Source organism: Janthinobacterium sp. GW823-FHT01H08, assembly GCF_058797855.1.
This window is the reverse complement of record NZ_CM179504.1, coordinates 5,442,500-5,459,920: the sequence shown is the minus strand read 5'-3', so window position 1 is coordinate 5,459,920 and position 17,421 is coordinate 5,442,500. Positions and strand designations below refer to the sequence as shown.

The following is a 17,421-nucleotide window of genomic DNA, read 5'->3' as shown; positions in this document are numbered from 1 at the left end:
ACAATGACGACCCCGATGATCGGCCACTTTATTGGTGGCAACCCGATGGCTTCGCGCACCGAGCGCACCAGCGACGTCTTCAATCCCGCCACGGGCGCCGTGACGGCCAAGGTGGCGCTGGCCACGCCTGCCGAACTGAACGCGGCCGTGGCTGCCGCCCATGCGGCCTTTCCCGCCTGGTCGCAAACCTCGCCCCTGCGCCGCGCCCGCGTCATGTTCAAATTCAAGGAGTTGCTGGAGCAAAACGCCGACAAGCTGGCCGCCCTGATTACGGCCGAACACGGTAAAGTCTTCACGGATGCGAAAGGGGAAGTGACGCGCGGCATCGAAGTGGTGGAATTTGCCTGCGGCATCCCGCAGATGATGAAGGGCGAGTATTCGGAACAGGTGGCCGGCGGCATCGACGCCTGGTCGATCCGCCAGGCGCTGGGGGTGTGCGTCGGCATCACGCCGTTCAACTTTCCCGTGATGGTGCCGATGTGGATGTTCCCGATGGCGATTGCCTGCGGCAATACCTTCGTATTAAAACCGTCCGAGCGCGACCCGTCGGCCAGCCTGCTGCTGGCGCAGCTGCTGACGGACGCGGGCTTGCCGGACGGCGTCTTCAACGTGGTACAGGGAGATAAAGAAGCCGTCGACGGCTTGCTGCACCACCCGGACGTGCGCGCCGTCAGCTTCGTCGGTTCCACGCCGATCGCCGAGTATATCTATGCGACGGGCTGCGCCCAGGGCAAGCGCGTGCAGGCGCTCGGTGGCGCGAAAAACCACATGGTCGTCATGCCCGACGCGGACATTCCCCAGACGGTCGATGCCCTGATGGGCGCCGCGTTTGGTTCGGCCGGCGAGCGCTGCATGGCCATTTCCGTCGTCGTGGCGGTCGGCAATGTGGCGGATCAATTGGTGGAAGCCCTGGTGCCGCGCATCGCGGCGTTAAAGATCACGCAGGGCATGGACCTGTCGGCCGAGATGGGGCCGGTCGTCACGCAGGTGCACAAGGAGAAGATCGCCGGCTATATCGCGCAAGGTGTGGAAGAGGGCGCCAAGCTCATCTGCGACGGGCGCGGTTTTGTCCTGCCCGGCCATGAGCAGGGCTTTTTCCTCGGCGGCAGCCTGTTCGACCACGTCACGCCGGACATGACGATTTATAAGGAAGAAATCTTCGGCCCCGTGCTGTGCATCGTGCGCGTGCCCGATTTCACGGCGGCGCTGGACCTGGTCAATGCGCATGAATACGGCAACGGCACGGCCATCTACACGCGCGACGGCAACACGGCGCGCGAATACACGCACCGGGTGCAGGTGGGCATGGTCGGGGTGAACGTGCCGATTCCCGTGCCGATGGCCTTCCACAGCTTCGGCGGCTGGAAGCGCAGCCTGTTCGGCGACCACCATGCGCACGGCCCGGAATCGGTACGTTTCTATACGAAGCAGAAGGCGGTGACGCAGCGCTGGCCGGCCTCGACGGCGGCCGGGGCGGAGTTTGCCATGCCGACCTTGAAGTAAAGCGCGCTGGCGGCGCGCAGTATCAGCGCGTCAGCGCGCCGCCACGTGTCCGTAGCAGGTTTTCAGTTTCGCATAGTCGTAAAAGACGCTGCCCGGCGCGATGCGGGCGCCGTCGCAAGCGGCCTGGAAGTCCGTTTCCTTTTCGTTGTACAGCAGGCGCACGATGAGCTGCCCTGCGTCGTTGCGGTACACATCCCACTGCATATTGGCCGCCAGCGGCGAGACGCTCTGGCCGCGCCATGGATTGTTTTCATAACTGTAGCTGACCGATGCCGGCAAGGGGGCCAGCGCCTGCTGCAAGCCCATGGCCGAAGCGAGCGGAATGATCATCTCGGCGTGCGTGAAGCGCAGCTTCGCCGCGTGGCGCACATCTCCCCTGGCCAGCGCATCGACCTCATTGAAAAAATCGTCGCGCAAGGCCAGCGCAAAGCGCCAGGTCACGCCACTGCTTTCCGTGGTGGCGGGGCCCTTCTGGTAAAAATCTTCATGGTCGGCGATATAGGCGTAGTAGCGCGCGTCGTCGGCAGGCATGTAGCGGCTGAAATCGGCCGGTACTTCATGCCGCATGCCGGCGGCGATCGCATACAGCTCATACAATTTTGTCGCGGCCGCATTCAGGCTGCGGATCACGGTCTTGCCGCTGCCCGTCATGGTGCGCGTGAACTTGCCGTCGGCGCTGGTGAAGGTGTAGCTGCCCGTGTCCGCATAGCTGGCGCGGCCGGCTTCAAACTGGTCGAGGAAGGCGGGAGAAAACAGCCGTTCGAGCACGTGGCGCGCATGTACGGTCGCCGCAGGCAGCCTGGCCGGGGTGCCCATCAGCGCATCCAGCTGCTTGCTTCGTTCATAGTACTGGTAGGCCTGGCTGGCGGCATAGGTGGCGTAATACGGGTTGGCCGGATCGGTGACGCGGTCCGTCTGCGGCGCCAGCTTGTGCGCGTACAGCAGGAAGCGGTTGACGCCATCGGGCTGCAATATCGGCTGTACCGCGGGCTTGCGCCCCTGCGGATATGGCGCCGGCGCGGGCGGCAGATACACCAAGGGTGTCAGCGCTGGCGCGTGCTCGAGCAGCGACTGCGTGAAGAAGCGCGAACTGTCGCGCGCGCGGTCCACGCCGGAATGGATGGTGACGAGCTGTCGCGGCGCCGTCGCCGCGTCTTGCCCCACTTGCGCAAACAGGGTGGGCAGGCGCGCCAGCATGCGCACGGCCAGCTGCCGGTGCTCGTCGATACCCGTCTGCGACAGATTGCCGTAGCCGGGCCGCTCGATGCCGGCCACGCCATAACCGAGCAAGGCATTGGCCTTCATCAGGGCCAGGATGTCGGGGCCGAGTTCGCGGCCCAGGGGCGTGAGCGCATCCTGCGCGGCGGCCTGCTGCCACATCGCATACAGGGCCGCGTCGTTCTTCATGCTGGTGAGTCCGCGCGAACCGTGGCGCGCCGCCAGCTGCGTGAAAATGGGCTGGAAGCCGGCCGGCGGCGCGGCATAGGTGGCCGGGTCCTGCTGCGGCGCATACGGCGTCTTGGTCTGGTAATGGCCTTCGACGGCCAGCGTGTGACCGGCGCACATGGCGAGGGCCAGGGCCAGCGGGATGCTGGCCAGGGGAAGCGATGGAGGCATGGGAGTCCGTGACGTGATGAGTTCCTGGGCGCAAGCCTAGCATCAAACGCCAAACTGGCGGGCACGGCTGGGAGCCGGCCCGCCTGCACTCCGTGATTACTGCGCCACGTGGCCGTAGCAGGTCTTCAGCTTTGCATATACATAGAAATGGCTGCCGGCCGCATGGCGCGCGCCATCGCAGGCGGCCTGGAAGTCGGTTTCCTTTTCGTTGTACAGCATTTTTACCAGCACATTGCCGCTGGCGTCGCGGTACACGTCCCACTGCATGTTGGCCGCCATCGGCGCCACGTACAGGCCGCGCCAGCTGCTGTTGTCATAACTGTAGGTCTGCGCCGCCGGCAGCGCGCCGACGACGGTCTTCAGGCCCATGGCCGTGGCCAGCGGGATGATGGCTTCCGCATGCGTGAAGCGCAGCTTGGCGCCGTGCGACAGGTCGCCGCGCGCGATGGCGTCCACTTCCGTGAAGAAGTCCTCGCGCAGCGCGCGCACGTAGTTCCAGGTGACGCCGGCACTTTCCGTGGTGCCGGGACCCTTGTTGTAGAAATCCTGGTAATCCTGCACGAAGGCCTGGTACTTGGCCGCGTCCGACGGCATGTACTGCACGAAGTCGGCTTTGACCTCGTTCGTCATGCCGGCCATGATGGCGTACAGGTTGTACAGCACGGAAGCGGCATCGGCCAGGCCCTTGATGGTGGTCTCGCCGTCGCCCGTGACAGTGTTGGTGAACTTGCCGTCGTCGCTGGTGAAGCTGTAGGTACCCGTATTGGCGAAGCTGTAGGTGCCGTTGTCGATCTTGTCGACAAACGCCTTGCTAAACAGCCGTTCCAGCACTTCACGGCCCAGGGTGCGCGCCGTGGCGTCCGTGTCGATGGCCGTGTACTTGGCCAGGAAGTCGGGGCTTTTCAGGTAGTTCTGGTAGGCCTGGCTGTCCTGGTAGGTCTGGTAGTAGCCGTCGAGGGCATCGGTGACGAGGTCCGTCTTGGGCACCAGCTTGTGCGCATACAGCAGGAAGCGGTTGGTGCCAGCTGGCTGCGCCACGGGCTTGCCGGCCGGGTAGCCGGCGGGCGCGGGCGGCAGGGTGATCAGCGGCGCGACGTTGGGTGCCGTGGCGGCCAGCGACTGCGCAAAATATGCGGCGCTGTCCTTGGCGCGGTCCACGCCGGAACTGACGGTGACGATCTGGCGCGGCGCGCTGGCGGCGCTCGCGCCCAGTTGCGTGAACAGGGCGGGCAGGCGCGCCAGCATGCGCACGGCCAGCTGCTTGTGCTCATTGATGCCCGTCTGCGACAGGTTGCCGTAGCCGGGCGCCGTGATGCCGTCCACGCCGTAGCCGAGCAGCGCGTTGGCCTTCATCAGTTTCAGGATGTCGGCGCCCAGCTTTTGCCCCAGTGGCGTGAGCGCATCGTCGGCGGCGGCCCTTTGCCAGACGTTGTAGAAGGCGGCGTCGTACTTCATGCTCGACAGGCCGCGCGAACCGTGGCGCGCCACCAGTTCGGTGAACACGGGCGCGTAGCCGGCCGGCGCGGCTTCATACGTGGCCGCCTCCTGCTGCGGCGTGTACGGCGTCTTGGTCTGGTAATAGGTGGCTGGCGGCGGCGTGACAGGGGGCGTCACCGGCGGCGTTGTCTCGCCGCCGCCACAGGCGGCCAGGGAGAGCATCAGGAGGGACAGGGGAAGATGGCGTGCGTGCAGCATGGCGTTTCCTTTGGATGTGAGTTGCCCGGGCGCGCCGCGCAGGACGGCGCACCCAGGGAAGACAGGCAGGATGGTGGAATTTAGAGCTTGAGGGCCTTGGCCAGGCTGTTGGCGCGCGCATCGCGCTCGCTCAATGGCGCCAGACCATGGCGTTCCTCGATGAACTTCAGGATCGACACGGTTTCATACTCGGTATGGTCGATATGCCCGCCTTCGCTGAACGGCGAGATGACGAGGGCGGGGATGCGCGTGGCCGGGCCGAAGCGGTCGCCTTTGGGCGGCGCCACGTGGTCCCAGAAGCCGCCGTTTTCATCGGTGGTGACGATGATGACGGTATCCTTCCATTGCGGGCCTTCCATGATGGCGTTGATGATGGCCACGCCCTCGTCGTCGCCGGCCGCCACGCTCGATTTGTCCATCCCCGGATGCATGTTCTTCTTGCCCATGGGCTTGTAGAACGAGACGGGCGGCAGCTTGCCCGCCTGGACGTCGGCGATCATGTCGGAGCGGTCCTTCAGGTGCGTGGCGCGCTGCTGCGGGCTGTCGATGAAGCGCTTGAAGTAGGTGAACGGCTGGTGGTGATATGAGAAATCGTCTGCCTTCTTGCCCGACTTGGTCGAGGCGACGGCGATGTCGTAACCGTCCGCATAGTAGACCCAGGATATGCCCTTGTCCGTCAGGCGGTCACCGATGGTGGGCATGGTTTGCGGCGGCAGGAACGTCTGCTTCTTGGTCGGGTCGAACAGCAGCGGGCCCTGCATGGTGTTGACGGCGTAGCCGTCCTGCGTCACTTCCGCTTCCTCGCCCTTCTTGTGGCCCGTGCCGCGCTCATCCTGGGCGACGATGGACTTGGGCGCGTTCGGGAATACGGGGGTGCAGGCGCAGGTCAGCCACATGTGGTTGAGGAAGGAGCCGCCGTAGGCGGACTGGAAGAAGCGGTCGGCCAGGGTGTAGCGCTGCGCCAGGGCCCACAGTTTGAGCTTGCTGCCGTCGAAATAGCCCATCGGCAGGGCGCCCGTATTGCCCTCGACGACGAAGCGGTCGTTCTTGCCGTCGTTGATCTGGCGCTTGTGCGTCCAGAACGCGTGCACGGGACTGGCCGTCTTGTCGCCCAGCGACACGCTCGGCTCCATGTGGAAGGGCGCGTTGGCGATGTCGCCCTTGAAGCGCTGGTCCAGGCCGCCCTTGTCGAGCGCCACGGCGGGCAGCATCGCATAGGGCTTGCCGTCGGGACCGGTCTGCGTGGTGGTGTCCGGCGAGCGGCCATTGGCGATGCCGTCGGCGCCGGGGAAGGTACCGAACAGGTGGTCGAAGCTGCGGTTTTCCATGTACACGACGACGATCTGGCCGATCTTCGCCAGCTTCGGATCGGCGGCGGCTGTGGCAGCCGTATTGTGCTGCATGCCGGCGGGGGTGGTGCAGGCCGCCAGGCCGATGGCCCCGGCACCGAACAGGGCGATTCTTAGAACGTGGTTCAACATAACGGTCTCCTTGATACGCCTCCGTGGACGGGGCGCTTTTTTTAGTGGTATGGCCAGAACAGGCTTTTTGAAGAAATTGCACACGTGTGCAGCACGCGTGTGCAAACAGTAACCCGGATTTTTTTCGATGTCAACAAGTACAGGCGGAGGATGAAAAAGTGTGGAAAACGGGGAACGGCGGGCGCTGCGGGGCGGTGGGGGCGGGCAGACGGCGTTGCGCCATCTGCCGTATTGAGTCGCTTAGCGCGTCGTGCCGCGCCGCACCAGCGTGACGGGGACTTCCTTCAGGCGGCCCGGCATGGCGAATTTTTCCATGCGCTCGACCAGGCTCTTGACGGCGCGGCGCGCCAGTTCGCCCGCATCCTGGCGGATGGTGGTCAGCTGGTAGGCGTCGAGCGCCGCCATGGGAATGTCGTCGAAGCCGATCACCTGCAATTGCGCGGGCACGTCGATGCCGTACTTGCTGCGCGCCGCGTCGATGAAGCCGCAGGCGATCAGGTCGGTGGCGCAAAAGACGCCGTCGGGCAGCTTGCCCGAGGCGAGCAGGGCGTCGGCCGCTTCCTGGCCCGCTTGGTAGCCGATGGCGTCGGCCAGGTATTCGCCGGCCGTGCAGCGCTTCTTCGCCACGGCCGGCGCCAGGTGGTCGAGGAAGGCCTTGCCGCGCGCGATGCCGCTGAAACTGCTGGCGCGCGTGTTGACGAAGGCCAGCCGTTTGGCGCCGCTGTCGAGCAGGGTGCTGGCCGCCAGTTCGCCGCCATGGCGGTTGTCGCTGTTGACCACGTCCACGCCCTTCAGGTCGCGCGCGCGGTTGATCATGGCCACCGGTACTTGCCGCTGCAGGTATTCCGTCGCCACGGCGGACGGCGGCGAGCCGGACGTCATGATGACGCCGGAAATCTTGTAGCTGAGGAGGATGCGCAGCAGTTCGCTGAGGCGTTCGGGATCTTCCGCATTCATCAGCAGCGGCACCAGCGCATGTTCGCTCAGGCTGCGCGTGACTTCGCCCAGCAGGGCCACGCGGAACGGGTCCGTGAAGCCCGTGATGACGACGCCCACCAGATTGCTTTGCCCCTGGTTCATGCTGCGCGCCAGGATGTTGACCTGGTAGCCCAGCGACTGCGCCGCTTCCATCACGCGGGCCCGCGTTTCGGGCGCCACGCTGGCGCCGGGCGTGAACGTGCGCGAGACGGCGGAGCGCGAGACGCCGGCCCGTTTGGCGACGTCGACCGAAGTGACCCAGGACTTGTCTTTTTGTTCCATTGACGGTGTAGATGATTGAGAGGCCGATGCACGATGCGGTGCGGCGCAACGCCGCTCCATCATCTTAGCCGAAAATCCCGGCCGCGGCGCGAACTGAATGCCGGTGGCACTGTCAGTCACGCGGCGCGGGCCGGCGTGCCGGCCCTCAGCTTTTCAATCGTCCTACCACTTCGGCGTGTACTTCAGGGTGAACTGCACGTTGCGCGGGTCGCCATAATAGTTGTTCGACCCGGTGGTGTTGTAGGCCGGGATGATGTAGCGCTTGTCGAACAGATTGTTGACGTTGACCGACAGGGCCACTTGCGGCGTGGCTTGCCAGCCCAGGCGTGCATTCCAGATCGAGAAACCGGCAACCTTGAACGTGCGTTCGGTATCGACCGTATGGCTTTGCAGGCTGGTGCCGGCGCCCACGCTGAACTTGTCCCACGCGCCGGGCAGGGTATAGCTCGACCAAAGGCGCAGCATGTGCTTCGGCGTCCACGTGGAAAAGACCTGGCCCTTGTTGTCCGGATCGTCGAGGTAGGTCGTCGTCGTGTAGGCATAGCCGGCCGACAGCTGCAGGCCGCGCGCCACTTCGCCCGACACTTCCGCTTCCAGGCCCTGGCTGCGCACCTTGCCCGAGGCGCGCGAGCAGTACCAGCCGTCGCAGGCGAAACCGGCAGCGTAGTCGGTGACGGCGCGGTCCTTGTGGTCATAGCGGAATACGGCCAGCGAGGTGTTGACCTTGCCATCCACCAGTTCACCCTTGATGCCGCCTTCGTAGCTGCTGCCCGTGATCGGCTTGAGGGTGCGGCCCGCCACGTCGTGGTTCGTCTGCGGCTGGAACACGTCCGCATAGCTGGCATAGGCCGACCATTGCGGCGTCAATGCATAGATCAGGCCCACCGATGGCGTGAACCTGGCCGTGGCGCGGGTGGCGTCGCGGTAGCCGTCCGGCGTGGCATACAGGAAGTCGTACCAGCTGAAGCGCCCGCCCAGCAGGGCTTTCAGCTTGCCCGTCAGCTGGCCGTTCCAGGTGGCGTACAGCCCTTTCTGGCGCATGTCGTAGGTGCTGTAGCTGCTCACGCCGCGCGCGGCGATGCTGTCGAAGTCCTGCCACGGGCGATGGTGCTTGATGTTGAAGATATCCGCGCCCGTTTCCCACGCGCGCGCATAGCGGTCGTTCGACGTCATGCTGACATAGCTGGCGCCGGCGACGACTTCCTGCGCGATGCCCAGGCCGTCGAATTTGCCGCGCACGAAAGCGTCGATGCCGCGCTTGCGATTGTCGAAATCGGTGGAAAAGTCGCCATAGCGCGCGCCGCTGCCGTCGGGTTTGATGGCGAAGGCCGTGCGCTGGTGCGTGGAACTGGTGCTTTCATTCATGCCCAGCGCCGAGGCCTTCAGGCTCCATTGCGTATTGAAGTGGTGTTCCAGGTCCAGGTAGACGGTGCTTTGTTCCACCAGGCTGCGGTTCCAGTCGGCGCCCGTGAAGGTGGAGCGCGGCAGCGGCAGTGCGCTGCCGTCAACGTAGCGGGGCAGGCCGATGAACGTGGGGCGGCCGTAGGCCTTGACATGGCTGGCGGCCAGGCCGACCGTGGTGGCGGGCGCCAGGTCGTAGTCGATTGCCGCGTACAGGGTGCGGCTCTTGCTCCATACCTGGTCGATGAAGGAGTGGCTGTCTTCCTCGTCGACGATGGCGCGTCCGCGCAGGCTGCCTTCCGCGTTCATGGGGCTGCTGATGTCGACCTGGGCGCCATAGTGGTCCCAGGAACCGGCGCGCCCCGTCAGCGTGATCGCGCGTGTGGCCAGCGGGCGCTTGCGCACCAGGTTGACGGAACCGCCGGGGCTGCCCGTGCCAACGAGCATGCTCGAAGCGCCGCGCAGCACTTCCAGGCGGTCGTAGATGACCATGTTTTCCTGGCCCCAGTTACCCAGCGCATAGGTGTTGCGGTCGATCGGCACGCCGTCGTATTGCCACTGGTCGATCTGGAAGCCGCGCGCCGTGATGACCACGCCCGGGCCCACGCCATGCACGCCCACCACGCCAGTGACGTTGTTGACGGCTTCGCGCAAGTCCGTGATGCCCTGGTCGTCCAGGCGCTGGCGCGTCAGCACGCTGACCGATTGCGGGATGTCCTTCATCGATTGCTCGCCCTTGCCGATGGTGAGCTTGCGCGCCGTGTAGGAACCGCTGCCTTCCGTGGTGGCGCCTTGTTCGGCCTGGCCGACGATGGTAATCGAGGGCATGGTGCGCTCGGCCGCCGAGGCGGCACTGGCCGCCGCCGTGGGGGCGGACGCCGGCGCGGCCACCAGCACGTAGCCGGTGGACGTCTTGCCGATGGCATAGCCGCTGCCGCGCAGCAGCATGGCGAAGCCGTCGTCGATGGCGTAGCTGCCTTGCAGGCCGGCCGTCTGCAGCCCCTGTACCTTGGCCGCGTCGATGACGATGGACACGCCCGCCTGCTGTGCATAGCGGTTCAGGGCGCCGGCCAGCGGGCCGGCGGGAATGGCGTAGCTGGCGACCGCCGGCACGGCCTGGGCGGCTGCCTGGGCATGCAGGGCGGCGCCAGCGAGCAGCATGGCCGCCAGGGCCAGCGGGCGCAGACGCGTGCGCAGGGTGTTCGGGGAGGAAACGGCAATGACTTGAGCGTACATGGTGACAGCCTTTTTTGAATGATCTCAGCTGCCTTGACGCGCGAGATGCGCCAACACGAACCTGCGTGGCAAATTATTTTTTTGCGGTGCCAGTGCTTGGCGCGTCGACCATCACCAGGTAGCGCGTCAGCATGCGGATGCGCAGTTGCGGGAAATTGTCGATCAACAGCTGCAGCGCCTTGTCCGTGTCGTCCAGCGGCAGCACGGCCGCCACGCGGATGCCGGCGATCTGCGCGCGGTCGTAATGCAGCTGGCCGGGACGGTGGCGCGCCAGCTCGTCGAGCACCTCGGCCAATGGCTGGTCGTCGACCACCAGCTGGTGCGCGTGCCACGCTTGCTGCACGCTGACCGCATCGATGGTTGTTAGCGGTCCGACGCCATCGCCCGTGATGCGCGTGCGCTGGCCCGCCCGCACCACGACGGCAGGATGTTGCGGCACCTGCGCCGATACTGTCGACTCCAGCATGTTCAGGATGGTGGCGCCGTCTTCCCGGCGCACGCTAAAGCGCGTGCCCAGCGCGCGGATCGCCGCCTGCCTGCTGTCGACGATGAAGGGGCGCTGCACATCCTTGGCGACGTCGACGAGGATGTCGCCACGCACCAGTTCCACGTGCCGCTCGCCCGCAGTAAAGCGCACGTTGACGGCGCTGCCGCCGGCCAGGGTGATCCGGCTGCCGTCGGCCAGGATGTGCGACTGCCATTGCCCTGTGGGGCTGCGCAGGTCGGCCAGCAGGTAGGCGGGGCGCTCGCTGGCGACCATGGCCGTGCCCAGCACCAGCATGGCGACGGCACTGGTGGCGGCCAGCTGGCGCAGGCGCTGGCGGGGGCGATCGGGGGCGATGGCGGCCAGGGCGGCCCGGGCGGGGCGATGGTCGCCGCCGGCCGGCTCGCGCACGGCGTGCAACTGGCGCAGCAGGTTTTCCATGCCGGCCGCTGCGTTCGCGTGCAGCGGGTCGGCCGCCTTCCATGCGGCGAAGCCGGAGCGTGCCTGTTCGCGCTCGGCCGGGTCGTCGGCGCTCAGGCGCACGATCCACTGCGCGGCCTGTTCGGCTGTCGCGTCGGTGCGCGCGCCCTTCATGCCGCCATGGCCGGGCAGGCGTGGCGGCAGGCCAGCAAGGCTTGCACCAGGTATTTTTGCACCATGCGCGTGGAGACGTTCAGCTGCGCGGCGACGGCGGCCTGCGGCTGCTCTTCCAGGTAGTGCAGCAAGAAGGCGTCGCGCGCCCTGGCGGACAAGCCGGCCAGCGCCGTGGCGATCTGCCCGAGCGCCTGCACTGCCATCAGGATCTCGTCCGGCGACGGCGCGCCGGGCAGGCTGTCGGCCAGCAGGGCCAGTTCCGCCAGGTAGCTGCGTTCAAGTACCTGCCGGCGCGCGCGGTCGAGCAGCAAGCGCTTTGCCGTGGTGGACAGATAGGCGCGCGGTTCGCGCATGCCGAACAGGGCGTCGCGCGAAGCGATGATGCGCACGAACGTGTCTTGTGCCACATCGGCCGCGCCATGCGGACAGCTGAGCTTTTTGCGCAGCCAGCCCACCAGCCAGCCATGATGCTCGCTGTAGAGCGACTGCACTTGCTGTTGCAGGCTGGACTGAATGGCGGACATGGGGAATGAATAATATAAATGAGAATTATTCTCATTGTAAGCGCCAGCGGCGTCTCGCCACAATCCCCGATTGCATGCGGAGGGGGCGGGTGTTGCGCGCAGGCCGCATGCGCGGCGGCCGGAAATGAAAAAACCCGCCGCTGCACGGGGCAGGGCGGGTTCATCAATACTGCAAATTCTTGGTGGTGATAGGTGGACTTGAACCACCGACCCCAGCATTATGAATGCTGTGCTCTAACCAACTGAGCTATATCACCAAACAGACCGGTCAGACCGGATGCTGGTTTTGACCAGGTGAAACCTGATCGATGTTCTTTGGTGGTGATAGGTGGACTTGAACCACCGACCCCAGCATTATGAATGCTGTGCTCTAACCAACTGAGCTATATCACCCAACAGCCGAGCATTATCCAGTCTTCCGATTTCCTTGTCAATGCTGGCGCAAAAAAATGTGCGGGTTTTTCGTGGTGGATTGTTGTATGGCTATTTCAGCAACGCTTGAATCTGCGCCAGCATGGCCGCGGCCGGGTCACGTCGCAGGCAATCGATGACGACGCGTTCCGGCATCGAGCGCAGCCTAAGTCGAGCCTAGCGCTTGGCCAGTTGTTGTGTGGCGACGCTTATGTCAGCAAAGGGGCGATTTGTGCCAGCATGGCATTGGCCGGATCAGCTCCCAGGCAATCGATGACGATGCGCTCCGGCATCGAGCGCAGCCATGTCAGCTGCCGTTTGGCCAGCTGGCGCGTGGCGATGATGCCCGTCTCGCGCAGGGCGGCGCGGTCGATGCGGCCGTCGAGGTATTCCCAGGCCTGGCGGTAGCCCACGCAGCGCATCGAGGGCAGGCCCGGGTGCAGGTCGCCGCGCCGGCGCAGCTGTTCCACTTCGTCGAGCAGGGCGTCGTTTTTCAGCATCAGGTCGAAGCGCGTGGCGATGCGCGCGTGCAGCACGGCGCGGTCGGACGGCTCCAGCGCGAACGATTGCAGCTGGAACGGCAGCACGGTCTTTTCGCGGCGGTCCAGCAGGGCCGACATGGGCTGGCCGGACAAGGCGATGATTTCCAGCGCGCGGCCGATGCGCTGCGCATCCTGCGGCGCCAGGCGCGCGGCCGTGACGGGGTCCTGCTCGGCCAGGCGCGCATGCATGGCGGGCCAGCCGATGGCGGCCGCGTCTTCTTCCAGCCGGGCGCGCAGCACCGGATCGGCGCCGGGCAAGTCGTCGAGGCCATCGGCCAGGCCCTTGAAGTACAGCATGGTGCCGCCGACGAGCAGCGGCAGCTTGCCGCGCGCGGAGATGTCCGCCACCAGACGCAGGGTATCGTTGCGGAACTGGGCCACGGAATACGCATCGAGCGGATCGATGATATCGATCAGATGATGCGGTACCTGGGCCAGTTCTTCTTGCGACGGCTTGGCCGTGCCGATATCCATGCCCCGGTAGACGAGGGCGGAATCGACGGAAATGATCTCGGACGGGATCGCTTGCGCGATGGCCAGCGCACTGGCCGTCTTGCCGCTGGCCGTGGGGCCCATGATGGCGACGGCCAGGGGGAGACGTGGGGTGTTTTGCATGTTGACTCGTGTAAGGTAATGCGTAGGTCGGATGAGCGCAGCGTAATCCGACACTGCAGCGGCGGCATCGCGTCGGATTACGCTTGCGCTAATCCGACCTACCGTTTATTGGCCGCGCAGGAACAGCTTGTCTAGCGCGTTGATCTCGACCTGCACCCAGGTGGGCCGGCCATGGTTGCACTGGTCGGCGCGTTCCGTGCTCTCCATCTGGCGCAGCAGGGCGTTCATCTCTTGCACCGACAAGATCCGGTTGGCGCGCACGGCCGTGTGGCAGGCCAGGGTGCCCAGCAATTCGTTCTGGCGCTCGATCAGCACGCGCGAGCCGCCGTATTCGCGCACGTCGCGCAGCACGTCGCGCGCCAGGGTTTGCGCGTCCGCGTTCTTGAGCAGGGTCGGCACGGAGCGCACGGCCAGGGTGGTGGGCGACAGGGCGGCGATGTCGAAGCCCAGCGCTTTTAACGTCTCCTGGTTTTCATTCGCCGTCGACACTTCGATGGCGTCCGCGTAGAACGTCACGGGGATCAGCAAGGATTGCACCTGCATGTCCTGGCCGGAGACCTGCGCCTGCAGCGCGTTTTTCAGCTGTTCGTACAGGATGCGCTCGTGCGCCGCGTGCATGTCGACCAGCACCAGGCCCTTGGTGTTCTGCGCCAGGATGTAGATGCCGTGCAGCTGGGCCAGGGCAAAGCCCAGCGGATATTCTTCGCGCGCCATCGCTTCGGGCGAGGCGATGTAGGGCTCCGCCTGCGTGACCGGCGAGTTGGCGGCACCTGCGCCGCCGCCGAACAGGGCGCCGTAGGCCGCCGTGTCCTGGGCCACGCCTGGCGCGTCGGCAAAGAAGGGGCGGGCCGCGCCGGGCGGGGCGGGCGCGAAGGTATTCGTAAATTGCGCGCCGAACGAGGTCTGCGTCTGTTCGCGGCGCCAGATGCCGGGGCCGCCATTAGCTGAGCCGGCGTCGCCGCCGCCCAGGGTGGAGGCTGCCGGCAGCGGTGCCGGCACGCTGCCGAACGCCGTGGCCGATGTCTGCGCCAGCGCGCGCTGCACCGCGTGGAAGACGAACTGGTGCACGGAGCGGCTGTCGCGGAAGCGTACTTCGATCTTCGACGGGTGCACGTTGACGTCGACCAGGGCCGGGTCGAGGTCGAGCGCCAGCACGTACGACGGGAAGCGGTCGCCGTGCAGCACGTCTTGATACGCCATGCGCACGGCGTGCACGAGCAGCTTGTCGCGCACGAAGCGCCCGTTGACGTAAAAGAACTGGCCGTCGGCGCGCGCCTTCGACGCCGTCGGCAAGCCGGCAAAGCCGTGAATGCGCAGGCTGCCGGCCGACTCGTCCAGCGCCAGGCGCGCTTCGGCGAAGTCGTTGCCCAGGATGTGGGCGCTGCGCTTGGCCAGTTCGCTGATATTCCATTGGTCGATGGTGCGGCCGTTGTGCGACAGCGAGAACGACACGTCGGGCCGCGCCAGCGCGATGCGGCGCACGACTTCGGCGCAATGGCCGTACTCCGTCTGCTCGGATTTGAGGAATTTGCGCCGCGCGGGCGTGTTGAAATACAGGTCCTGCACGTCGACCGTGGTGCCGTGCGCGCCCGAGGACGGCGAAACGCTGCCGTTGTGCGAGCCGACGATTTCCCACGCATGGGCCGCATCCATCGTGCGCGACGTCACGGTGACGGCGGCCACCGAGGCGATCGAGGCCAGCGCCTCGCCCCGGAAGCCCAGGGTGCCCACGTTTTCCAGGTCGTGCAGCGATGCGATCTTCGAGGTGGCGTGGCGCGCCAGGGCCAGCGGCAGCTGGTCTTTGTCGATGCCGCGCCCGTTGTCGGTGATCGCGATGCGTTTCACGCCCCCTTCTTCCAGCCGCACCGTGATCTGCGTGGCGCCCGAGTCGAGCGCGTTTTCCAGCAATTCCTTGACCACGGCCGACGGCCGCTCGACCACCTCGCCGGCGGCGATTTGCGAAATCAACTGGTCAGGCAGGGCCTGGATCGGGCGGTGGGGCGTGATGGAAGCGTTCATGCGGTAATTATACCGGGGTCAGACCCGCAACGCCGCCTACGCAAAGCGTAGCGCCAACGTACTTGGGGTCAGACCCTCAACACCGTTAACACAAAATTTGGCGCTAACGTACCCGGGGGGCTGACCCCAGCCTTGATCCATATTTACTTCGCCACCTCCCTCACCGGTATCGGCGCATTGCACAGGTCGACGTGGCCGGCCGTGACCTTGCTCCATGGGCCGCCGCGATGGCGCTGGGCTTCCAGCACGGCCTGGTAGGCGGCGCTGTCGGTGCGCATCACTTCCAGGTTCACGCGCTGTTCCGGTGGCACGCTGGCGGCCAGGCGGATGGACTTGATCGGCACGTTTTTCTCGGGGCTGTCGTAAAAGCCCATGGGCGCCGTGCCGCGTGGCAGGGTGGACAGCAATGGCATGCCGGAGACGACCCGGCCGACGACCGTGATGTCGCGGTCCAGGTGGCGCGGCGACTGGCCGATGACGGCGTACAGCTCGGTGCCGCCGCCGCTGTCGCTGGCGCTGTCGCGGCCCACGCCCACGGTGGCATAGCAATGCGTGAGCCAGGCCGTGCCGGTTTTCGGATCGCGCGCGGATGGGAAGCCGTTCGAATGGCCGACCTGCGGCGCATAGCCGTCGACGTCCGGCAGGCGCGTGAAGCTCTTGATGTTTTTCAGTGGCACGGTGAATTCGCCGGGCAGGGTGCGCTGGGCGTGCTGGATGGGCTTGGGATTTTTCTCGTTCGGATCGCCCCACTGCGCCACCCAGTTGTCCTGCGCGCGCGTGATGGCCAGGCCGTCGTAATACTGTTCCGCCACCAGGGCCTTGATGTTGGCCACGTGCTTCGGTGCGAAGTCGGGCGCCAGTTCGATCACCACGCGGCCGGCGGGAATGTCCAGGTACAAGGTGTTGTCCGGCTCCAGCGCACGCCAGTCGGACGGCTTCGAGGCCTTGATCACGTCGGCCAAGGTCGCCTTGGCGGGCAGTTCGGCGGGCGCCTTGATCTGGACAGGGGCTGCGTGGGCCGTCAGATGTGCAAGGCCCAGTACGGTGGCCATGGTCAGGCCGCTCAATGGGTGTCGATACATGTTTTCTCCTGGTGGGCGCGGGTTGCGCCGTGGAGAAAGTGTATACCGGAATGGCAATATTTCGTTGTAAAAACATTGCAGATGGTAATCCTGACAGTTGCCTGCCGATATGGCGTTTCCTTAACCTTTACTTAAAATGCCACATCGCCAAGGGCGCTGCCGAATTAATCACGAAATATCGGCCAGGGGACTGCCGTTGCGCTGGCCGGGTGGTGTATGATTCCGCCGCTACCTTTAGGGAAAAATATATGGATTTTGTGCAATTCCTCGACATGATCGTGCATGTCGACAAGACGCTGGGCCTCTTGATCGAGCAGTACGGTACTCTCGTGTATGCGGTGCTGTTTGCCATTATTTTTTGCGAGACAGGCCTCGTGGTGCTGTTTTTCTTCCCTGGGGATACCTTATTGTTTATCGCCGGCGCATTTTGCGCGACGGGACAGATGCACCTGGGCTTGCTGATCGCCTTGCTGGTGACGGCCGCCGTCACGGGCAACACGCTCAATTACTGGATAGGCGAGGCCATCGGGCAAAGGGTGTTTACCCACGATTACCGCTGGATCAACAAGGATGCCATGCGCCGCACGCATGAATTCTTTGAAAAGCACGGCGGCAAGACCATCATCCTGGCCCGTTTCGTGCCGGTGGTGCGCACCTTCGCCCCGTTCGTGGCCGGCATTTCCGACATGACGCATGCGCGCTTCCAGATGTACAACGTGACGGGCGCCCTGTTGTGGGTGGTCGGTCTGGTGACGGCGGGCTACTTCTTCGGCAATATTCCGTGGATCCGCGACCACCTGACCTTGATCGTGCTGATCGGTGTCGGCGCCGCCGTCGTGCCGGTGGTACTGGGCGGCTTGTGGAAACTCTACAAGCGCATGGTCGGCAAGTCGGCCTAAGGCCGCATGGATCCGGGGCAAGCGCGCTGCGGCACAGCCCGCAGCCGGCCCCGGATCC

General features: G+C 65.4%; 12 protein-coding genes and 2 tRNA genes. 2 read left to right on the top strand and 12 right to left on the bottom strand.

Going from position 1 to position 17,421, the window contains the following annotated elements; all coding sequences use genetic code 11:
• The first annotated feature begins 3 nt into the window (after positions 1-3).
• Positions 4-1,503, top strand: coding sequence for a CoA-acylating methylmalonate-semialdehyde dehydrogenase (locus AC3RCG_RS24460; protein ID WP_492401711.1), 1,500 nt, complete (start codon positions 4-6; stop codon positions 1,501-1,503).
• Positions 1,504-1,533: 30 nt separating this feature from the next.
• Here the strand turns inward: AC3RCG_RS24460 and AC3RCG_RS24455 are convergent, their stop codons facing one another.
• The 12 genes from AC3RCG_RS24455 to AC3RCG_RS24400 all read right to left on the bottom strand — a co-directional run bounded on the left by AC3RCG_RS24455 (position 1,534) and on the right by AC3RCG_RS24400 (position 16,464).
• Positions 1,534-3,120 (bottom strand): histidine-type phosphatase, encoded by a 1,587-nt coding sequence (locus AC3RCG_RS24455; RefSeq protein ID WP_492401712.1) that lies wholly within the window; start codon positions 3,118-3,120, stop codon positions 1,534-1,536.
• Between the two features lie 96 nt (positions 3,121-3,216).
• Positions 3,217-4,815, bottom strand: coding sequence for a histidine-type phosphatase (locus tag AC3RCG_RS24450; protein WP_492401714.1), 1,599 nt, complete (start codon positions 4,813-4,815; stop codon positions 3,217-3,219).
• Positions 4,816-4,895: 80 nt separating this feature from the next.
• Positions 4,896-6,296 carry an alkaline phosphatase family protein gene (locus AC3RCG_RS24445; protein ID WP_070311972.1) on the bottom strand — a complete coding sequence of 467 codons (1,401 nt, stop codon included), beginning with the start codon at positions 6,294-6,296 and terminating at the stop codon, positions 4,896-4,898.
• 240 nt (positions 6,297-6,536) lie between these two features.
• Complete coding sequence (locus AC3RCG_RS24440; RefSeq protein ID WP_070310452.1) at positions 6,537-7,556, bottom strand: LacI family DNA-binding transcriptional regulator; 1,020 nt, start codon at positions 7,554-7,556, stop codon at positions 6,537-6,539.
• 162 nt (positions 7,557-7,718) lie between these two features.
• Positions 7,719-10,193 (bottom strand): TonB-dependent siderophore receptor, encoded by a 2,475-nt coding sequence (locus tag AC3RCG_RS24435; RefSeq protein ID WP_492401715.1) that lies wholly within the window; start codon positions 10,191-10,193, stop codon positions 7,719-7,721.
• Positions 10,194-10,266: 73 nt separating this feature from the next.
• Positions 10,267-11,271: a FecR family protein gene (locus AC3RCG_RS24430; RefSeq protein ID WP_492401716.1), complete on the bottom strand. Its 1,005-nt coding sequence runs from the start codon at positions 11,269-11,271 to the stop codon at positions 10,267-10,269.
• Positions 11,268-11,795, bottom strand: a complete 528-nt coding sequence (locus tag AC3RCG_RS24425) for a sigma-70 family RNA polymerase sigma factor (RefSeq protein WP_070312288.1) — start codon at positions 11,793-11,795, stop codon at positions 11,268-11,270. Before AC3RCG_RS24425 ends, AC3RCG_RS24430 begins: the two co-directional genes overlap by 4 nt.
• A 180-nt stretch (positions 11,796-11,975) precedes the next feature.
• Positions 11,976-12,052: transfer RNA gene (locus AC3RCG_RS24420), tRNA-Met, on the bottom strand.
• A 59-nt stretch (positions 12,053-12,111) separates the two neighbouring features.
• Positions 12,112-12,188: transfer RNA gene (locus AC3RCG_RS24415), tRNA-Met, on the bottom strand.
• Positions 12,189-12,415: 227 nt separating this feature from the next.
• Complete coding sequence (gene miaA / locus AC3RCG_RS24410) at positions 12,416-13,363, bottom strand: tRNA (adenosine(37)-N6)-dimethylallyltransferase MiaA (protein ID WP_492401717.1); 948 nt, start codon at positions 13,361-13,363, stop codon at positions 12,416-12,418.
• 105 nt (positions 13,364-13,468) lie between these two features.
• The gene (gene mutL, locus AC3RCG_RS24405) at positions 13,469-15,382 is read right to left on the bottom strand and encodes a DNA mismatch repair endonuclease MutL (RefSeq protein ID WP_492401718.1); all 1,914 of its coding nucleotides are present in this window, start codon (positions 15,380-15,382) and stop codon (positions 13,469-13,471) included.
• Between the two features lie 143 nt (positions 15,383-15,525).
• Complete coding sequence (locus AC3RCG_RS24400) at positions 15,526-16,464, bottom strand: peptidylprolyl isomerase (RefSeq protein WP_492401719.1); 939 nt, start codon at positions 16,462-16,464, stop codon at positions 15,526-15,528.
• 248 nt (positions 16,465-16,712) lie between these two features.
• On the opposite strand from AC3RCG_RS24400, the gene AC3RCG_RS24395 reads away from it, so the two are divergent.
• Complete coding sequence (locus AC3RCG_RS24395) at positions 16,713-17,363, top strand: VTT domain-containing protein (protein ID WP_070223029.1); 651 nt, start codon at positions 16,713-16,715, stop codon at positions 17,361-17,363.
• Positions 17,364-17,421 lie beyond the last annotated feature (58 nt).

What these genes read in the sequence shown, in the direction of transcription:
- AC3RCG_RS24460 (WP_492401711.1), top strand. Translation starts at nt 4, where the DNA reads ATGACGACCCCGATGATCGGCCACTTTATTGGTGGCAACCCGATGGCT.
- AC3RCG_RS24455 (WP_492401712.1), bottom strand. Translation starts at nt 3,120, where the DNA reads ATGCCTCCATCGCTTCCCCTGGCCAGCATCCCGCTGGCCCTGGCCCTC.
- AC3RCG_RS24450 (WP_492401714.1), bottom strand. Translation starts at nt 4,815, where the DNA reads ATGCTGCACGCACGCCATCTTCCCCTGTCCCTCCTGATGCTCTCCCTG.
- AC3RCG_RS24445 (WP_070311972.1), bottom strand. Translation starts at nt 6,296, where the DNA reads ATGTTGAACCACGTTCTAAGAATCGCCCTGTTCGGTGCCGGGGCCATC.
- AC3RCG_RS24440 (WP_070310452.1), bottom strand. Translation starts at nt 7,556, where the DNA reads ATGGAACAAAAAGACAAGTCCTGGGTCACTTCGGTCGACGTCGCCAAA.
- AC3RCG_RS24435 (WP_492401715.1), bottom strand. Translation starts at nt 10,193, where the DNA reads ATGTACGCTCAAGTCATTGCCGTTTCCTCCCCGAACACCCTGCGCACG.
- AC3RCG_RS24430 (WP_492401716.1), bottom strand. Translation starts at nt 11,271, where the DNA reads ATGAAGGGCGCGCGCACCGACGCGACAGCCGAACAGGCCGCGCAGTGG.
- AC3RCG_RS24425 (WP_070312288.1), bottom strand. Translation starts at nt 11,795, where the DNA reads ATGTCCGCCATTCAGTCCAGCCTGCAACAGCAAGTGCAGTCGCTCTAC.
- miaA (WP_492401717.1), bottom strand. Translation starts at nt 13,363, where the DNA reads ATGCAAAACACCCCACGTCTCCCCCTGGCCGTCGCCATCATGGGCCCC.
- mutL (WP_492401718.1), bottom strand. Translation starts at nt 15,382, where the DNA reads ATGAACGCTTCCATCACGCCCCACCGCCCGATCCAGGCCCTGCCTGAC.
- AC3RCG_RS24400 (WP_492401719.1), bottom strand. Translation starts at nt 16,464, where the DNA reads ATGTATCGACACCCATTGAGCGGCCTGACCATGGCCACCGTACTGGGC.
- AC3RCG_RS24395 (WP_070223029.1), top strand. Translation starts at nt 16,713, where the DNA reads ATGGATTTTGTGCAATTCCTCGACATGATCGTGCATGTCGACAAGACG.